18 protein-coding genes are annotated in these 15,307 nt (G+C 47.5%); 9 read left to right on the top strand and 9 right to left on the bottom strand.

Features of this window, described 5'->3' with window-relative positions:
- Window positions 1-14 precede the first annotated feature (14 nt).
- The gene (gene sbcD, locus ACVC9U_RS13245; protein WP_073426309.1) at window positions 15-1,196 is read left to right on the top strand and encodes an exonuclease subunit SbcD; all 1,182 of its coding nucleotides are present in this window, start codon (window positions 15-17) and stop codon (window positions 1,194-1,196) included.
- Window positions 1,193-4,585, top strand: coding sequence for an exonuclease subunit SbcC (gene sbcC, locus ACVC9U_RS13240; RefSeq protein ID WP_441391158.1), 3,393 nt, complete (start codon window positions 1,193-1,195; stop codon window positions 4,583-4,585). Before sbcD ends, sbcC begins: the two co-directional genes overlap by 4 nt.
- 43 nt (window positions 4,586-4,628) lie before the next feature.
- Here the strand turns inward: sbcC and ACVC9U_RS13235 are convergent, their stop codons facing one another.
- From ACVC9U_RS13235 to ACVC9U_RS13210, 6 genes are read right to left on the bottom strand one after another with little or no spacing between them, the layout of a single operon-like run.
- Window positions 4,629-4,847: a spore germination protein gene (locus ACVC9U_RS13235; protein ID WP_009328895.1), complete on the bottom strand. Its 219-nt coding sequence runs from the start codon at window positions 4,845-4,847 to the stop codon at window positions 4,629-4,631.
- Window positions 4,848-4,902: 55 nt separating this feature from the next.
- Window positions 4,903-5,289, bottom strand: coding sequence for a spore germination protein GerPE (locus tag ACVC9U_RS13230; RefSeq protein WP_009328894.1), 387 nt, complete (start codon window positions 5,287-5,289; stop codon window positions 4,903-4,905).
- The gene (locus ACVC9U_RS13225) at window positions 5,286-5,465 is read right to left on the bottom strand and encodes a spore gernimation protein GerPD (protein WP_441391157.1); all 180 of its coding nucleotides are present in this window, start codon (window positions 5,463-5,465) and stop codon (window positions 5,286-5,288) included. Before ACVC9U_RS13225 ends, ACVC9U_RS13230 begins: the two co-directional genes overlap by 4 nt.
- Entirely contained in the window at window positions 5,462-6,067 is a 606-nt protein-coding gene (gene gerPC, locus ACVC9U_RS13220; protein WP_075223530.1) for a spore germination protein GerPC, read from the bottom strand. The genes ACVC9U_RS13225 and gerPC overlap by 4 nt, the downstream gene beginning before the upstream one ends.
- A gap of 20 nt (window positions 6,068-6,087) precedes the next feature.
- Window positions 6,088-6,330: a spore germination protein GerPB gene (locus tag ACVC9U_RS13215; protein WP_003180443.1), complete on the bottom strand. Its 243-nt coding sequence runs from the start codon at window positions 6,328-6,330 to the stop codon at window positions 6,088-6,090.
- Window positions 6,331-6,341: 11 nt separating this feature from the next.
- Complete coding sequence (locus ACVC9U_RS13210; RefSeq protein ID WP_003180445.1) at window positions 6,342-6,563, bottom strand: spore germination protein; 222 nt, start codon at window positions 6,561-6,563, stop codon at window positions 6,342-6,344.
- A gap of 181 nt (window positions 6,564-6,744) precedes the next feature.
- Between ACVC9U_RS13210 and ACVC9U_RS13205 the strand changes: the two genes are divergently transcribed.
- Window positions 6,745-7,038: a DUF3784 domain-containing protein gene (locus ACVC9U_RS13205; protein ID WP_009328891.1), complete on the top strand. Its 294-nt coding sequence runs from the start codon at window positions 6,745-6,747 to the stop codon at window positions 7,036-7,038.
- A gap of 81 nt (window positions 7,039-7,119) precedes the next feature.
- Here the strand turns inward: ACVC9U_RS13205 and ACVC9U_RS13200 are convergent, their stop codons facing one another.
- Both ACVC9U_RS13200 and ACVC9U_RS13195 read right to left on the bottom strand, forming a co-directional pair.
- Window positions 7,120-7,299 (bottom strand): aspartyl-phosphate phosphatase Spo0E family protein, encoded by a 180-nt coding sequence (locus tag ACVC9U_RS13200; RefSeq protein WP_011197747.1) that lies wholly within the window; start codon window positions 7,297-7,299, stop codon window positions 7,120-7,122.
- A 166-nt stretch (window positions 7,300-7,465) separates the two neighbouring features.
- Window positions 7,466-8,548 carry a CotH kinase family protein gene (locus ACVC9U_RS13195; protein WP_441391156.1) on the bottom strand — a complete coding sequence of 361 codons (1,083 nt, stop codon included), beginning with the start codon at window positions 8,546-8,548 and terminating at the stop codon, window positions 7,466-7,468.
- 165 nt (window positions 8,549-8,713) lie between these two features.
- Here ACVC9U_RS13195 and ACVC9U_RS13190 point away from each other — a divergent pair, with 165 nt between their 5' ends.
- The 5 genes from ACVC9U_RS13190 to ACVC9U_RS13170 all read left to right on the top strand — a co-directional run bounded on the left by ACVC9U_RS13190 (window position 8,714) and on the right by ACVC9U_RS13170 (window position 12,575).
- On the top strand, window positions 8,714-9,325 hold the full coding sequence (locus ACVC9U_RS13190; protein WP_075754910.1) for a CotG/ExsB N-terminal domain-containing protein: 612 nt from the start codon (window positions 8,714-8,716) through the stop codon (window positions 9,323-9,325).
- Between the two features lie 151 nt (window positions 9,326-9,476).
- Window positions 9,477-10,382 carry a fumarylacetoacetate hydrolase family protein gene (locus ACVC9U_RS13185; RefSeq protein WP_075754912.1) on the top strand — a complete coding sequence of 302 codons (906 nt, stop codon included), beginning with the start codon at window positions 9,477-9,479 and terminating at the stop codon, window positions 10,380-10,382.
- A gap of 139 nt (window positions 10,383-10,521) precedes the next feature.
- Window positions 10,522-10,731, top strand: a complete 210-nt coding sequence (locus ACVC9U_RS13180; protein ID WP_441391155.1) for a hypothetical protein — start codon at window positions 10,522-10,524, stop codon at window positions 10,729-10,731.
- 300 nt (window positions 10,732-11,031) lie between these two features.
- Window positions 11,032-12,084, top strand: a complete 1,053-nt coding sequence (rsgA, locus tag ACVC9U_RS13175; protein ID WP_075754914.1) for a ribosome small subunit-dependent GTPase A — start codon at window positions 11,032-11,034, stop codon at window positions 12,082-12,084.
- A 134-nt stretch (window positions 12,085-12,218) separates the two neighbouring features.
- The gene (locus ACVC9U_RS13170) at window positions 12,219-12,575 is read left to right on the top strand and encodes a YisL family protein (protein WP_011197750.1); all 357 of its coding nucleotides are present in this window, start codon (window positions 12,219-12,221) and stop codon (window positions 12,573-12,575) included.
- 38 nt (window positions 12,576-12,613) lie between these two features.
- Here the strand turns inward: ACVC9U_RS13170 and ACVC9U_RS13165 are convergent, their stop codons facing one another.
- Window positions 12,614-13,180: a DUF2777 domain-containing protein gene (locus tag ACVC9U_RS13165; protein WP_020450883.1), complete on the bottom strand. Its 567-nt coding sequence runs from the start codon at window positions 13,178-13,180 to the stop codon at window positions 12,614-12,616.
- A 164-nt stretch (window positions 13,181-13,344) separates the two neighbouring features.
- On the opposite strand from ACVC9U_RS13165, the gene asnB reads away from it, so the two are divergent.
- Window positions 13,345-15,186 (top strand): asparagine synthase (glutamine-hydrolyzing), encoded by a 1,842-nt coding sequence (asnB, locus tag ACVC9U_RS13160; protein WP_075754916.1) that lies wholly within the window; start codon window positions 13,345-13,347, stop codon window positions 15,184-15,186.
- The last annotated feature ends 121 nt before the right edge of the window (window positions 15,187-15,307 follow it).

Here is a 15,307-nt window from a genome sequence, read left to right as displayed (position 1 = left end):
GAGGTGAGGCGCACATGCGAATTTTACATACAGCGGACTGGCATTTGGGAAAAACGCTTGAAGGGAGAAGCCGACTGAAAGAACAGGAGGATTTTCTTGAAGAGCTCGCAAGGATCGTAAAAGATGAAAAGATCGACGCTGTTATCATGGCCGGAGACGCTTTTGACACAGTGAACCCGCCTGCACTGGCTGAACAGCTTTTTTATGAAAGCCTCTCAGCCTTGTCTGACAAAGGAAACCGTCCGGTCGTCGTGATTGCCGGCAATCATGACAATCCGGACCGCCTTTCCGCGGCCTCTCCGTTAACGACAGACCACGGCATCCACTTGATCGGGTACCCGAGGACTGCGCCGGTTGACATAGAAGTCGCTTCTAGTGGGGAGATCTTGTCAGTCGCGGCGCTCGCCTATCCTTCCGAGTCCAGACTGAATGAAGTGCTGTCGGAGACATTTGATGAAAAGCTGCTGCGCGACCAGTATGATGAGAAAATCAAGCAGACCTTTCAGCGTATGTGCAGCAAGGCGAGAAAGGACGCGGTGCAGATTGCGGCAAGCCATATCTATGTGGCCGGCGGCAGCCAGACGGATTCCGAGCGGCCGATCGAAGTCGGAGGCGCATATACGGTCGCTGCGGAAAGCCTGCCGGAAAACGCCGCATATGTGGCGCTCGGGCATCTTCATCGCCCGCAGACGATCAAAAGGGCCCGCACGCTTGCCAGATATTCAGGCTCACCGCTTGCCTACAGCTTTTCCGAAGCGGGATACGCAAAATCAGTCACCATTGTCGAAGCCGCACCCGGTCAAACGGCATCATGGGAAGAGGTCCATTTGACGAGTGGAAAACCGCTCGTCAAATGGAAGGCGGAAAAAGGGATGTCCCAAGTGTACAGCTGGCTGGAGGAAGAGCGGGATAAAAACGCGTGGATCGATCTTGAAATCCATCTGACAGACCAGCTGTCGATTGAAGAGATTCACCGATTGAGAAAAGCGCGTCAAGGCATCATCCATATACGTCCGGTTTTTGAGGAAGCCGCATCGGCTGAAGAGAAGACCCGGTCCAGAAACGTTCCGATTGAAGAACGGTTTAAAGCGTTTTATGAAAGACAAACCGGCGGAGCGGTTCCCGATGAGGAAACCGTCAAGCTGTTTCTGGAACTCGCCTCAGGATCGGAACAGGAAGAGGGGGATGAAACATGAAGCCGATTTCTCTGTCTATTAAGGGCCTGCACAGTTTCAGGCAGGAGCAGGTGATCGATTTTGAGCGCCTGTGCGATGCCGGTGTATTCGGCATCTTCGGGCCGACCGGAAGCGGCAAGTCGTCGATTCTTGATGCGATGACTCTTGCTTTGTACGGGAAAGTGGAGCGGGCCGCCAATAATACGCACGGCATTTTGAACCATGCCGAAGATGAGCTTGCCGTATCGTTTACGTTTAAGCTGCAGACAGGCCATGAGACGGCTTATAAAGTGGAACGGGTCTTTAAGCGGACAGACGCCGTCAAGGTCAAAACGTCGATATGCCGCTTTATTGAAATGAAAGAGGAACAAATCGTCCTGGCCGATAAAGCGAATGAAGTAAACCGAAAAATCGAAGAGCTGCTGGGCTTGACGATCGACGATTTTACAAGGGCAGTCGTCCTGCCGCAAGGAAAATTCGCCGAATTTCTTTCCTTGAAAGGAGCGGAGCGAAGGCAGATGCTTCAGCGCCTGTTCAACCTTGAACAATACGGGGACAGGCTCGTCAAAAAACTAAAGAAACAGGCGCAAACAGCTCAGTCCAGAAAAAACAAGATGCTTGCCGAGCAGGCTGGATTGGGCGATGCGGGGGAAGAGGCGCTGAAGCTGGCGGAACAGCATCTCGAAGAAGCCGAAACCCTTTTGCAAAGCAAGAGGCGCGAACGAGATGCGGAAGCGCAGCGCTTTGCGGAGTACCAGGAAATTTGGAATCTGCAGCAAGAAAAAGAAAGCTATCTAAAAAAAGAGGCGGAGCTTTTAAAGAAAAAGGAACAGATCCGGGAAAAAGAAAGCCGCCTGCATCTCGCTGAAACGGCAAATACGCTCAAGCCTTATGCAGACGCCTTTCTGGCAGCGCGGGAAGATGCCGAGCGCGCACTTCGGGAAGAAAAACAAGCGCGGGAACAATTAGAACAATACGAAGAGCTTCATAAAAAAACAGAGTGCGAGTACGAGAATTTCAGGCGTCATAAAAATGAAAAAGAACCGGAGCTTCTCAAGCAAGAAGAACAGCTCACCGCTTTGAAGGAAATTGAAAACAAGCGGCTTGCCGCACAGGCAGAAGCTGAGAAAAAGCAGCGGGAACAGCGCTTGAAAGAAGAGGAAATCAAGCATGCGGCAGACGAACTGGCCAAGGTGAAAAGCCTGCTTGAACGCGGGACAGCCAAGCAAAATCAGCTGAAAGCGGAGCTGAAATCTTTCCAGGTATCCAGCGAAGAGCGCAAAAACTGCCGGAAGGCCAATCAGCTTGCTTTTCACATTCAGCAGCTTAACAGCGATGCCGCTTTAGAAAAAAAACGGCTCGATCAGCAGGAGGCGCTGATCAAAGAGCTCCGGCAAGAACAGCAAGCGGTGGATCAGAAGGTGAAGGATGAAACCGAACGCATCCAGGCATTGTTTGCCGCTGTCGAACGAGCGTATGCGCTCGTTTGCGAAACGGACAGATCGCTCTCTGAGACCGTCCGTCTCGCGACTCAAAAGAAAGAAGAGATTGTCGCAAAACGGGAACAGGCAAACCGTGATCAGCTGGCAATCGAACTGGCAAAGCAGCTCAAAGAGGGTGAGCCTTGTCCGGTCTGCGGGTCTGTACATCATGAAATGCCCGCGGGTGTCGGTACGGAAAGCCCGTCCTTTAAAGAGACGGAATCCGAACTGGAGAAAACGGAAGCCATCATCGCAGAAGCCGGCGCGCTGGCTCAGGAGTTTCTCTCAGCCAAAGTGGCGCTCGAACAGCAGTCCGGCCACCTGATGAGCGAATGCCCGTTTTTAGTCAAAAGCAAACACGAACTGCCTGAAACTGCTGCATCGCTAGAAGAAGGCACCATTCCCGAACGGTTCAGCCGCATCAGCTTTGAATGGAAAGGAATCAGACAGGATCTCGCCGAGACAAAAAGCCGGATGTCAAAGCTCCTTCACACATATAAAGAGCTCTGCAAAAAACGCGACCAAATCAGCGAACGCCTCAGCCATGAAGAAAAAGAGCAAAACAGGCTTCAAAACCGCGTCCGCGAATTGAATGACGAGTTAAATGAACGCCAAAAAAGCTTCGGCGAACAATTCGGCGGCCTCTCTTATGAACAGGCTGAAAAATGGCAAAAAACGATTGAAGAAAAAGATCTGGCCGCAGAGGAATTCGAAAAGCGAATCGAAACGAGCGTCGAATTTCTCACGGAACATGAACAGCAAAAAGAGAAGCTCACCGAGCGCTTGTTTGCGCTTGATAAAGAAAAGCTTGACCTTCATTATGCGGTCGAAAGCCTCAAAAAAGACATAAACGATTATCAAAAAGAGCTGACGGGCTATCCCGATACAGCTGCGATCGACGAAAAGCTTCAAGACGTGAAAACGCAATTGGCCAAGCTGCATGAGCAGGAACAGACGCTTTACGGACGGCTCAAGGAGACCGAATCCGAAGTCAGCCGTTTAAGAGGACAGACTAAAGGGTGTGAGCTCGCTTTGCGCGAAGCGGAAGCAAGGCTTGCGAAAGCGGCGGACATCTGGCAGGAAAAAGCCGGAGGCACACCGTTCGAAAAGGCCTCTGAAGTGAAAGCGAGCATTTTGGACCGCGATGAGCTTTCCCGGCTGAAAGAAGACATTCAACTGTATTGGGATCACACAAAGCAGTGCGAGTCCAATATCAAGCGAATTACGGAAAAGCTTGACGGCAGATCTGTTTCTGAAGAGAATTGGGAAAAAGCCGCAGTCACGAAGGACCAGGCGGAGGAGGCATTCAGCAAAGCTCTAGAGGAAAGGGGAGCGGCCGGCAAAGCTCTCGCCGTCATCCGCGAGAACCATAAAAGGTTTAAGGAGCTTGAAACATCGTTGGCTGAATGGCAGACATACATCGACCGCCTTGATAAGCTCCAAGCCGTCTTTAAAGGAAACAGCTTTGTTGAATACTTGGCAGAAGAGCAGCTTGAAAGCGTCACAAGAGACGCATCTGCAAGACTCGGAGAACTGACAAGGCAGCGGTATGCAATTGAAGTCGACTCAGAAGGCGGCTTTGTGATGAGGGACGATGCCAACGGCGGAGTCAAGCGCCCTGTTACGAGTCTGTCAGGCGGGGAGACATTTCTGACTTCGCTTGCGCTGGCGCTTGCACTCTCGGCGCAGATTCAGCTTCGCGGAGAGTATCCGCTCCAATTCTTCTTTTTGGACGAAGGATTTGGCACGCTGGATCAGGATTTGCTGGATACGGTCGTGACTGCGTTGGAGAAGCTTCAGTCTGACAATCTGTCGGTCGGTGTGATCAGCCATGTTCAGGAACTTCGGGCAAGGCTGCCGAAAAAGCTGATTGTGCATCCGGCTGAACCAAGCGGCAAAGGTACAGCCGTATCGCTTGAAATGATTTAATCTTATAACCAAAAAGCAGCCTGCTTCTAAGGAAGAGGCTGCTTTATGCATTTCCGACAACATTCTGGTCGCTTACATCCGGGTCTATATAATTTGTCGCGTTTATACCATTATTGACGATAAGGAAATCTCCAGTGTTACCAGCACCAGAACCGAGCGCAGACTTTGAAGTGCTTTTTGGAGATAGATAAAAAGAATCGCCGAAATTCACTACTCCTCCTGAGATTTCATTGATTTTAATGGGTCCGACAATGGCTGGCATGATTGATCGACATCCTTTGTAGAAGTCTCTGAACCAGTATATGTCGGCCGGGCTGCTATTGTGAGTTCCTTGCGGGAGGAAGCTTTCTGATATGTTTGACTCTCGAGTCGGCATTGATGCGGCGCGTTGAGCCGACCTGAGCAACGGAGGATGATGATACACCGTTGATTTTAATCGCCCTTACACGGATGAAGGGGATCTCATGGAAAAAAGCCGAGCATACGCCGGTTTCTGGGAGAAGTTGCGGGATCGGCTGCCTGAAAAGCTGAAAATCATCCTGTTTAAATGACCCTTCATTTCCGTAAAAAAGAGAAAGGTATCTTTGAACGGCGAGAACTTTTGACTTGAGAAACTGCTCTTCCGTGTCTCCGATTTGCAGCGTGCTGCTTATTCCGACAGAGTGTACTTTTAAAAACTTCACTTTGGACGTTCTGAGAATCATGATTCCGGCGCCAGCGGGACAAACGGCCCGACACTGAGAGATTCAGGCGGTGTATCAAAAATCGATGACAGAGAAATGCAATCCGTATCACCGACCAGAAAAACAGAAGAAGTGGACACACCGGTGATCACAATATTGCCTACATCAAAACAGCGGTTCACAACGGTAAAATTCATTCGTTTTCATTTCCTTTCATTTCGTCAGGTATTGATTTGAGAAAGTGCTCGATTGCCCGTGCGATATCTCGTTTGACATAGTCGGCCAGCCGTTCTGCATGCTCGCGGGGCTGGATGTTTCCGTCAGGCTTTACATGTTTGACGTAGTAGCGGATACGGCTGTCGATTTGCTTTCTGATGTCTTCGATAATGTGGTGGCGGTTTGTATCGTCCAGTTTGCTGTCATACCGGTCTTCAAGCTGTTCCAGCAAACGAGGGGTCTCTTCGTTTAAATAGGCATCGACAAGCTGTCTCGTTTGCTGCATCAGCTGGCTGTCAAGCTCCTGCTGAAGCATTCCGATACCCGGCGGCTGTTGGCTGATTTCAAAGTTTTCGACATTATCCGGGTCCGCAGGATTGAGTCCGATATTTAGCGTTCCTTCCAAGCGTTCAATTTTTAGTTGATCAAATTTGTATTCGATCCGGTCGATCCGGGTGCCGGGATTTTCTTTCAGCTGGTTCAACTCCGAATGCAATACGGCAATCTGACTTTCGAGCCTCTGGATTTGCGCAGCCTGCTGCTGCAAATACACATACCAGTTCTGTGGATTGCTTTGTTTCATGAGATTACACCCCCGTATATCTATGGTACTGTAACAGAAGGAGCGTGAAGAGGAACGAGAGTCGGTTGAGTCCCATCTCCAAAAGCGTCGTCAAAGACTTCGCCGGTTACCGGAGGTGCGGGTTCTGTGTAGCTTCCGGTATTGTACAGGTTGGCAAGTGTTTTGATTGAACCGGCGCTTCCAATCTGCAATACGGAAGAGTTGCTGATTCCTTCAACTCTTAAATAATTGATTTGTATTGTTTGATTGATATAAAAGTTCATGCCTTCACTCCCTACAGGTTGCCTGCGACCGGCTGATCGATTACATCGTTGTCATATGTGTTGGTGATGCTGTTCTGGTTGTATACTCTGAGTCCGTCTCCGGTATTGAAGCTGCCGGCACCCGCAAATGTTTTAACTTCTGCATAAGGAGAAATCGTGATGCAGTCTCCGACATGAACAACGCCGCTCGTACCGACGGCATTTACTTTAAAAGCTCCGACAATAGCTGGCATGATGGCACACCCTTTAATTGATCAAACATTTTTTTATGGGCTATACACCATATCCTATGTTGATTAGGCGCTTTTGTGATTAAAAATGAGGTTCTTCCGTGAGTGCAGATCACATACTGGTGAAACTAATAAGATGAGAAAACGTATGAAGAAGGAAAACGTGCGATAAGGGGAGAGACGTATGTATTTTCAATTGAATCCGATATCAATCGCTGCAGCCCTGCTGTTCTTTGCGGCCGCATATGCAGTCGGAATAAAAAAGCAAACCTGGATATTGCGGGGGTTTCGCCGGGAAAGGGTAAGGGATCAGGATAAGCTGGCGAAAATCGCTGGGTATTTCTTTTTGAACAGCGGATTTTTGTTATTTTTAAATGGGGTTGTTTACATCCCGTATCAAGAGTCTTTTACACCTTCAGCCATTCTTGCCTACGGTATTTGCACGATGATTTATGTTCAAAAAACAATGGCCGAATAGCCCAAGCTGCGACCCGAAATCAACGGATGATGAAATGGAGGAGGAAGGAGGCCGGCATCAGGCGCAGCTTGCAGTCGGAGGTCATGACGTGTGGCGGCCTTTTCTTTCTTCCGCATGCACGCAGTTATCATCCTTTTGCATTCTTTGATTCAGCAAGTTGTCCAATTCCTGACTGCATCGAATGGCCTCTTTGGAGTTGATGCCGAACTTTTCGGCAGCTTCAAATAAGGCCAGTCTTTTTGCTTCAATTTTATTGTTCATCATGGCAGTCTCCAACTTTCGATTTGTATTTTGAGTCGGTAATTTCAGGTATTCAGCGCATTGATGTCCTTGATATTGCTAGTATACCTTATTTTGTGTAAAAGGGATTTTTTTCGCCAATATGACAAAAAATGTGACATTTTTTTCGGAGGACAGCGACAGTCTATTATCGGGAAAGCTCGAAAAGCAGGAACCGCTTCCTCTGATCGATAAAATGAAAAATTTGTTTTTGCTCATCTTCGAGCCGGCTGTATGTGACGGTTGTATAAGGATCATGTTCAAGAAAAGGCGCGATTGTCTCGTGCCAGTTTACCGCATACCGCGAAAGCCGGCTGATTGTAAATTGGCGGTGCAAGACATTTTTCATTAAATTAAAGTATTGGGATTGAAAAGCCGGGATGTCGAGCAGCCTTGCAGACAGCGTATTATAGCCTTTCGCCGGAATCCGGTTGTGCTCCATTTCTTCCCCGTGAATATTCCGTCCCCATGTCGCGTCATAATCCCATGGAATGATTTGAAACGTTTTTGTGCGACCGTTTAAATAAAGCGCGTAATTATGGACAAAGCCGTCGAAATTTTGGGTGCAGACGGCGCCGATGAGCCACAGCAAATATTGTTTGACATCGAGATAGCGTTTGATTTCTTTTTCAAATATGTCGTCTTTGGCGGTATTGATAAAGTAGATAAACTCCTGGAGGTAGTCATCGTGGCGGCTTGAACCCGTTTTTCTTTCGTATCCCTGCATGAGATTTTGCTTAGCCTTTTTATTGAAGGAACTCAGCAGAGAAAAATTAGCATCGTCATCAACGGCATAATAAATGGCCCCCCTTTCTAAATTTCTCCTCTTTAAGAAATGATCGTCAACAGATTCGATTTTTAAATAGATGCCTTCTTTTTTTTCATTGATATAAAGGAAAACGTGCGATGCTGCCGGCGCAAGAACGCCGATTTGTTCAAAAAAATGAAAGGACAGCCTGTTTCTGATGAAAGACGGGTCGTGATATTCCGCGTTCAAATGAAGCGCAGCCTCTTCAGCCTTTTCTTTTCTGTCCGGATATTGAATGAAATAGGACTTTTTTGTCAGTTTGCGGGTATGGGCCCCTCTGTATGACACTGCGACAGGCGTCTTTGCTGAACCGGTCAAGAGCAAGCCAGGAACAGCTTCATCACTCCAGACGTCTTTTTTCAACTCAAGCAGATGCTTCGGATGAATGTGCAGCCTGAAGGCCGGCAAGGCAGTGGCACTCATCATCATTTCCTCCTTTTTCAGCTGACATATCATATGTGAAAACAGCTAGTCCCGGAAGCGGACCGCCTAAGTTTGAACAAAAACAGTCATTTGCCTCAGTACACTCGTCTTTACGGTGCGTATGATAAATCAGGACATAAAAAAGGAAGAACAGGAGGTTACAAGATGAGTGGTGTCCATGATCATGACATTAAAGAGGCGGTAGATCAGCTGAAGAGCGAAGGCAGAGACCATTATTTAGACCGGGAACCCGAAGAATCCGCCGGCTCGGGAAAAGAGCGGCGTCCGCATAACATTTGGGATCTTTGGTGGGGGATCGAGCCGGACAGAAGCAAAAAACATCATAAAAGCAAGAAGCATGACGATCATGAAAAACCGGATAAAAGCAAGCCTGACAAAAGCAAAAAACCTGACAAAAGCAAAAAGCCTGACAAAAGCAAAAAACCCGATGACTGCAAAAAGCCTGACAAAAGCAAAAAACCCGATGACTGCAAAAAGCCCGACAAAAGCAAAAAACCCGATGACTGCAAAAAGCCTGATAAAAGCAAAAAACCCGATGACTGTAAAAAGCCTGACAAAAGCAAGAAACCCGACGACTGTAAAAAACCGGATAAAAGCAAAAAGCCTCACGATTGCAAAAAACGGGATAAATGCGGCAGCAAACGCCCCGACCATCATCGCTGCAAGAAAACTCACCATCACAAACGAGGCGGCTATGAAACCATTACAAAATGGTCTGACGGAAATCTGACCGAAGTCATCTACCGGAAAAAATAAGAGAAGCGGCTTACTGCATGGTGAGCCGCCATTTTCTTTTCCGGGAAGGAACGCCCGGGACTTTCGAAGCTGTTTGCAGAAAGCGAAAAGGAATTTTCGTTTTTTTAGAGAATATGTAGAATAGTTTAAATCATACTGCGGGGGAATATTTATGAAGTTTGCGACAGCAAAGCTACACAGCCGTACATTTGTAGGGCTTGTCATGGGTGAGAAGATAATGGATTTGCAAAAGGCGGAAAAAAAGCTGTTTGAGCTTGAAACGATACCTGGAACGCTTATCGAATGCGTAAGCGAGGGAGAGAAGTTTGTCCGCCATGTCGAACAGCTAGTGGAATGGTCAAAAAAGAAAAACAGCGAAGAGAGCGGTTCGTATATTTATCCGCTGTCAGACGTTGATTTGCTTGCGCCGATTCCCGAACCGCGGAAAAACGTGATCTGCATCGGAAAAAATTATCGGGATCATGCGATTGAAATGGGTAGTGAAGCAGATATTCCCGAACATATCATGGTGTTTACAAAAGCGCCGACTTCGGTTATCGGCCACATGGAAGGGATTGATGCCCACGAAGGCGTGACAGAGGCGCTCGATTATGAAGGCGAGCTCGCGGTTGTCATCGGCAAAACGGGAAAGAACATCCCGAAAGCTGAAGCGCTCGACTATGTGTTCGGCTATACGATCATTAACGATGTGACGGCGCGCGACCTGCAAAAGAGGCACAAGCAGTTTTTTATCGGCAAAAGCCTTGATGCGACTTGCCCGATGGGGCCGTTTCTTGTACATAAATCAATGATTGAAGACGCAGGCGACTTGAGGGTGGAGACGAGAGTGAACGGCGAACTCCGCCAGTCGGGCAGCACAAAGGATATGATTTTTCCGATTGCGGAAATGATCGAAACGCTGTCCAAAGGAATGACGCTTGAAGCGGGGGATATTATCGCAACCGGTACGCCGTCAGGAGTCGGCAAAGGCTTCAATCCGCCGAAGTTCCTCCGAAAAGGCGATCAAGTCGACATTACGATCGAACCGATCGGAACGCTTTCCAACCCAGTTAAATAAAAAACTTTTATGAAAATACGCGAGATTGTCAGGGGGTTGTTTTTCGAATCAACGGCAAGTACACAGCCCGCTTTCGATATGTGTTATGGCTGCTCGCAGATTGTTTATCAATAATGATTGATGTTTGGGAGGAAAGAAATTGTTCTTTAGAAAAATGACGGAAGAAGAAAAGAAGAGTACTGAAAAAGCGACTAAAGTAGGATTTGTTTTTTATATGATTGCTTTATCGGTAAGTTCCGCATATTCATTTTTTATAGAATCAGGATTTAATATTTCATTTTTGATTTTAATGGTTGGTTTAATCGTATTTTTTACCAGTGATTTCATATTCAATAAAATCATTAATTAAAACAATCAACCAATCCAGTTAAATAAAGGATTGTCAAAAGATTGGCTTTAGCATATAATGAAGCTGTCAAACTTTTTAGAAATGAGGGATGTGTGATGAGAATGGATATTGTCTTTTTTGCCCAACAAACGATCATTACACAGCCCATGTAATATTTCGACTGGTATTCTTCAAATGGATCTGGTGATATATCCATGGGCTGTCGAAGCGGCTCATGGAGTGTTTATATGTTGAGAGAGCCGTGTATTTGCGGCTCTTTTTTTGTTTGAAAAATCATCAGATCTTTAGGAGGAAACCACATTGAATTTATCTGCATTAGGTATCAAATATATCATGGAAGCTTTAAAGGACGAGGAAGGTCTGATTTTAGGAAGGATCGCCCTTGAGCATAAAAGGTTGTACCGGGTATGGACGGAAGATGGAGAATGGCTGGCAGAAATCTCAGGCAGGCTGCGGTTTGAAGCGGAAAGCCGCGGAGACTACCCCGCTGTCGGCGATTGGGTGTATATGCGTCCCCGCGGCGGCGAAAAGAAGGGAATGATCACGGAGATCGTTCCCCGATTCAGCAAATTTTCGCGCAAAGCGGCGGGGGAGCCTGCGGAGGAACAGATCACCGCAGCAAACGTCAACACGATCTTTCTCGTCAATGCGCTCGGTCTGGATTTTAATGTGAGAAGAATCGAACGCTATTTGCTGCTGGCGTGGGAAAGCGGAGCCAATCCCGTCATCGTCTTGAGCAAAGCCGACATCGCTGATCGGATTGAAGAAAAGGTGCGCCAGGCGGAATCCGTGGCATTCGGGGTGCCGATTCATGTCATCAGCGCTCACGAAGGCAATGGGATGGATGAGTTGAAAGCGTATGTGAAACAAGGAGAAACCGTCGCCCTTTTAGGGTCGTCAGGCGTCGGCAAATCAACGATCATCAACTTTTTTCTAAACGAAGACAGGCAGGCGGTGCAGTCCGTTCGTGAAGATGACGACAAAGGACGGCATACGACGACACACAGGGAAATGTTTTTGCTGCCTGAAGGCGGACTTTTAATCGATACGCCGGGGATGCGGGCCTTGGAGCTTTGGGAATCGGAAGAAGGATTCAGACAGAGCTTCAGCGATATTGACCAGCTTGCGAAAAACTGCCGATTTTCAGACTGCCTGCATCAAACAGAACCCGGCTGCTCCGTGCAGGAGGCGCTGGCTGACGGCAGACTCGATGCCGGCCGGTTCCAAAGCTACCTGAAATTAAAAAAAGAGCTTGAATACCTCGAAAGAAAAACGGATAAACGGGCGGCACAGCAGGAAAAAAAGCGGTGGAAACAGATAACGAAAAGCATGAAAAAGAACAAACACAAATAAATGAAAAAGGCGCTGATGAATGGTTTCAGCGTCTTTTTTGCTGCGAAAATGACAGCGTTCACATTGTTTTGTTTAATGGACCGGTTCATGATAAGATAAGAACGATACCTGATTTGATAGGGGGAAAAATGAAGATGACGCATATGCATATCACGTCTTGGGTGATCGCGCTCATTTTAGTGTTCGTTGCTTACGGACTTTACTCATCTGGAAACAGCAAAGGCGCAAAAATTACACATATGATTCTCCGCTTATTCTATATTATCGTTATCATTACCGGGGCGCAGTTATTTTTAAAGTTCACGGCATGGAACGGAGAATACATAGCGAAGGCCTTGCTCGGCCTCATCACCATCGGATTCATGGAAATGCTTTTAATTCGCAGGAAAAACGGAAAAGCGGCCACCGGGATCTGGATCGGCTTTATTGTCGTTCTGCTCTTGACGGTTGTGCTTGGACTCCGGCTTCCACTCGGCTTTAAAGTGTTTTAATTAAAAGACATCGGTTCTTGATGAGAACTGGTGTCTTTTTATGTCGGCGGCTTGAAGGTTGAAATCATCACGATTCGTTCCCCGTCTGAAGCAGTCCATTCGAATCTGTCCTTCCATTCCTCTTTTCGTTCGTAATGATGCTGCAGGGCGCATTGTTTCATATCATGAGAAAACTGATAAAACGAAACGCCCTTCACATCCTTTTTCCCGGGCCAAAAGCTCAAGCCGTTATAGGCGAAGACGCAGTCAAAGACGGAAAAGCCGAGACTGTTCAGCTGATCCAAAAAAGAATAGAACTGTCCGTCTTCCAGATCGTTCAAAAATTCGAGAAATGCCTGTTTTACCGTTTTTAGATAACGGATCGATTCTCCGCCTGTCAGCTTCACGGTCTCCGGCTTTTCCGTGACGGCGAATTGATCAAACAGTTCGGCTTTTTGCCATTCTCCGTCTATGCTGATGAAAACTCCGGGACTGTTCAGGCTTTCAACCAAAAATAAATCTCCTTCTTCGTTTTCAATCAGGCAGATCCCGTCTTCCATTAAAATTTTGCCGTAAATCCATTTGCGCTTTTCCGCGTAAATTCGTTTTTGGCGTTCGGTGTCCATAGGCGGTCTCCTTTCTTATTTCGTTTTTTCCAAAACGGGCTTGTCTCATACAAGACTCTGTTGGACAATTCAACTATTATTTTAAGGTGCATAAAATAGGTAAAGTGACAAAGGAAGTGAAGCCTAAAGCAGAGGAAGAACATTAGAATTGGAGCTGATCGACAATGTGTGGAATAACGGGGTGGGTCGATTTTAAGAAGCCGCTTGTCCGGGAGCAGTCCATCATGGAGAAAATGACTGAGACGCTTTCGAACAGAGGACCTGATGATACGAATATTTGGGGAAAGCGCCATGTTTTATTCGGACATAAACGCTTGGCAGTTGTGGATCTGGAAGGCGGCAGACAGCCGATGACCCGCACACACCAAGGATACGATTATACGATTTGCTATAACGGCGAGCTCTATAATACGGAGGATTTGCGGAAAGAGCTTAGGCAGCGGGGGCATCAATTCAAGAGCCACTCAGATACAGAGGTTTTGCTTCATTCATACATGGAATGGAAAGAGGAATGCATCGACAGGCTGAACGGAATTTTTGCATTTACGGTATGGGATGAAAAGCGCGATCTTCTTTTTGCGGCACGCGACAGGCTCGGCGTTAAACCGTTCTTTTATACGGAACAGGGCTCATCATTTTTGTTCGGATCTGAAATCAAAGCGATTCTCGCTCACCCTGAAGTGAAAGCAAAGGTCGACCGTTCAGGGCTGGCCGAAATTTTCGGCCTCGGTCCGTCGCGATCTCCGGGGAGCGGTGTTTTTAAAGGAATAAAAGAGATCCGCCCGGGGCATGCGATGATTTTCTCAAAAGACGGTTTAACGGTTTGGCGCTACTGGAATGTGAAAAGCGAGAAGCATACGGACAGCTTTGAGGAAACGGTGGAAAATGTGCGGTCGCTGTTTCAGGACGCCGTCACAAGGCAGCTTGTGTCTGATGTGCCGGTATGCACGTTTTTATCTGGCGGGGTTGATTCGAGCGCCATTACCGCAACGGCCGCCAAGCATTTTGAGGAAGAAGGGAAGGGGCCGCTTCATACGTTTTCGATCGATTATGAAGACAATGAACAATATTTTACGTCAAGCTCATTTCAGCCTAACGCCGACGGCCCGTGGATTAAAAAAATGTCCGATGCATTCGCAACGGTTCACCACAACTGCGTGATTTCCCAGGAGGAGCTGGCCGCTTATTTGGAAGAAGCCGTACTGGTCCGGGATTTGCCGGGGATGGCTGATGTCGATTCTTCTCTGCTGTGGTTTTGCCGTGAGATTAAAAAGGATTTTGTCGTAAGCCTTTCCGGGGAATGCGCGGACGAAATTTTCGGCGGCTACCCTTGGTTCCATTCGGCAGAAGATGTGAAAGGTTTCCCATGGATGAGATCAATGGAAGAACGGATCGGACTTCTGCAGGACGGCTGGCAGAAAAAACTGAACCTCGGCGAATATGTGAAGGCGAAATACGAGGAAACGGTTAAAGAAACACCGCTGCTTGAAGGAGAAACGGGTGCGGAGAAACGAAGGAGAGAGCTGTTTTACTTAAATATGCTCTGGTTTATGACAACGCTCTTGGATCGAAAAGACAGAATGAGCATGGGGGCGAGCCTCGAAGTCAGGGTTCCGTTTGCGGATCACAGGCTTGTCGAGTATGTCTGGAATATTCCGTGGGATGTCAAAATGCATGGCAGCCGTGAAAAAGGCATCTTCCGCAAGGCGCTTGAAGGCATTTTGCCTGATGAAGTGCTGTACCGCAAAAAAAGTCCATATCCGAAAACGCACCACCCGGCCTATACGAAAACCGTCATTCGTTGGCTGGAGTCATTGCTGGAACAAAAAGACTCGGCGCTTTATGTTTTCTTAGACAAGAAAAAACTGAAGCGGCTGATTGAGACGGAGGGCGCATCATTTCAAGTTCCCTGGTACGGACAATTGATGAAGGGACCGCAGCTGATCGCGCACCTTGCCCAAATCCATACTTGGTTTGAGAATTATCGAATTGATATCGAGGAATAACATAAAACACCCGGCATAAGCCGGGTGTTCCAGATTGTTGGCAAAATCGCAAAACGGCTTTTTGTTTTGCGATTTTGTCATTCCTTCTGCGTGACCCGAAACCCTTGCAGGTCTGACAACG

The organism is Bacillus sp. GM2, assembly GCF_056155945.1.
This window is presented reverse-complemented; position numbering and strand designations above follow the sequence as displayed.

Bases quoted from the DNA above. Each gene is read 5' to 3' on its own strand.
- sbcD (WP_073426309.1), top strand. From the start codon at position 15: ATGCGAATTTTACATACAGCGGACTGGCATTTGGGAAAAACGCTTGAA.
- sbcC (WP_441391158.1), top strand. From the start codon at position 1,193: ATGAAGCCGATTTCTCTGTCTATTAAGGGCCTGCACAGTTTCAGGCAG.
- ACVC9U_RS13235 (WP_009328895.1), bottom strand. From the start codon at position 4,847: ATGCCAGCCATTGTCGGACCCATTAAAATCAATGAAATCTCAGGAGGA.
- ACVC9U_RS13230 (WP_009328894.1), bottom strand. From the start codon at position 5,289: ATGATTCTCAGAACGTCCAAAGTGAAGTTTTTAAAAGTACACTCTGTC.
- ACVC9U_RS13225 (WP_441391157.1), bottom strand. From the start codon at position 5,465: ATGAATTTTACCGTTGTGAACCGCTGTTTTGATGTAGGCAATATTGTG.
- gerPC (WP_075223530.1), bottom strand. From the start codon at position 6,067: ATGAAACAAAGCAATCCACAGAACTGGTATGTGTATTTGCAGCAGCAG.
- ACVC9U_RS13215 (WP_003180443.1), bottom strand. From the start codon at position 6,330: ATGAACTTTTATATCAATCAAACAATACAAATCAATTATTTAAGAGTT.
- ACVC9U_RS13210 (WP_003180445.1), bottom strand. From the start codon at position 6,563: ATGCCAGCTATTGTCGGAGCTTTTAAAGTAAATGCCGTCGGTACGAGC.
- ACVC9U_RS13205 (WP_009328891.1), top strand. From the start codon at position 6,745: ATGTATTTTCAATTGAATCCGATATCAATCGCTGCAGCCCTGCTGTTC.
- ACVC9U_RS13200 (WP_011197747.1), bottom strand. From the start codon at position 7,299: ATGAACAATAAAATTGAAGCAAAAAGACTGGCCTTATTTGAAGCTGCC.
- ACVC9U_RS13195 (WP_441391156.1), bottom strand. From the start codon at position 8,548: ATGAGTGCCACTGCCTTGCCGGCCTTCAGGCTGCACATTCATCCGAAG.
- ACVC9U_RS13190 (WP_075754910.1), top strand. From the start codon at position 8,714: ATGAGTGGTGTCCATGATCATGACATTAAAGAGGCGGTAGATCAGCTG.
- ACVC9U_RS13185 (WP_075754912.1), top strand. From the start codon at position 9,477: ATGAAGTTTGCGACAGCAAAGCTACACAGCCGTACATTTGTAGGGCTT.
- ACVC9U_RS13170 (WP_011197750.1), top strand. From the start codon at position 12,219: ATGACGCATATGCATATCACGTCTTGGGTGATCGCGCTCATTTTAGTG.
- ACVC9U_RS13165 (WP_020450883.1), bottom strand. From the start codon at position 13,180: ATGGACACCGAACGCCAAAAACGAATTTACGCGGAAAAGCGCAAATGG.
- asnB (WP_075754916.1), top strand. From the start codon at position 13,345: ATGTGTGGAATAACGGGGTGGGTCGATTTTAAGAAGCCGCTTGTCCGG.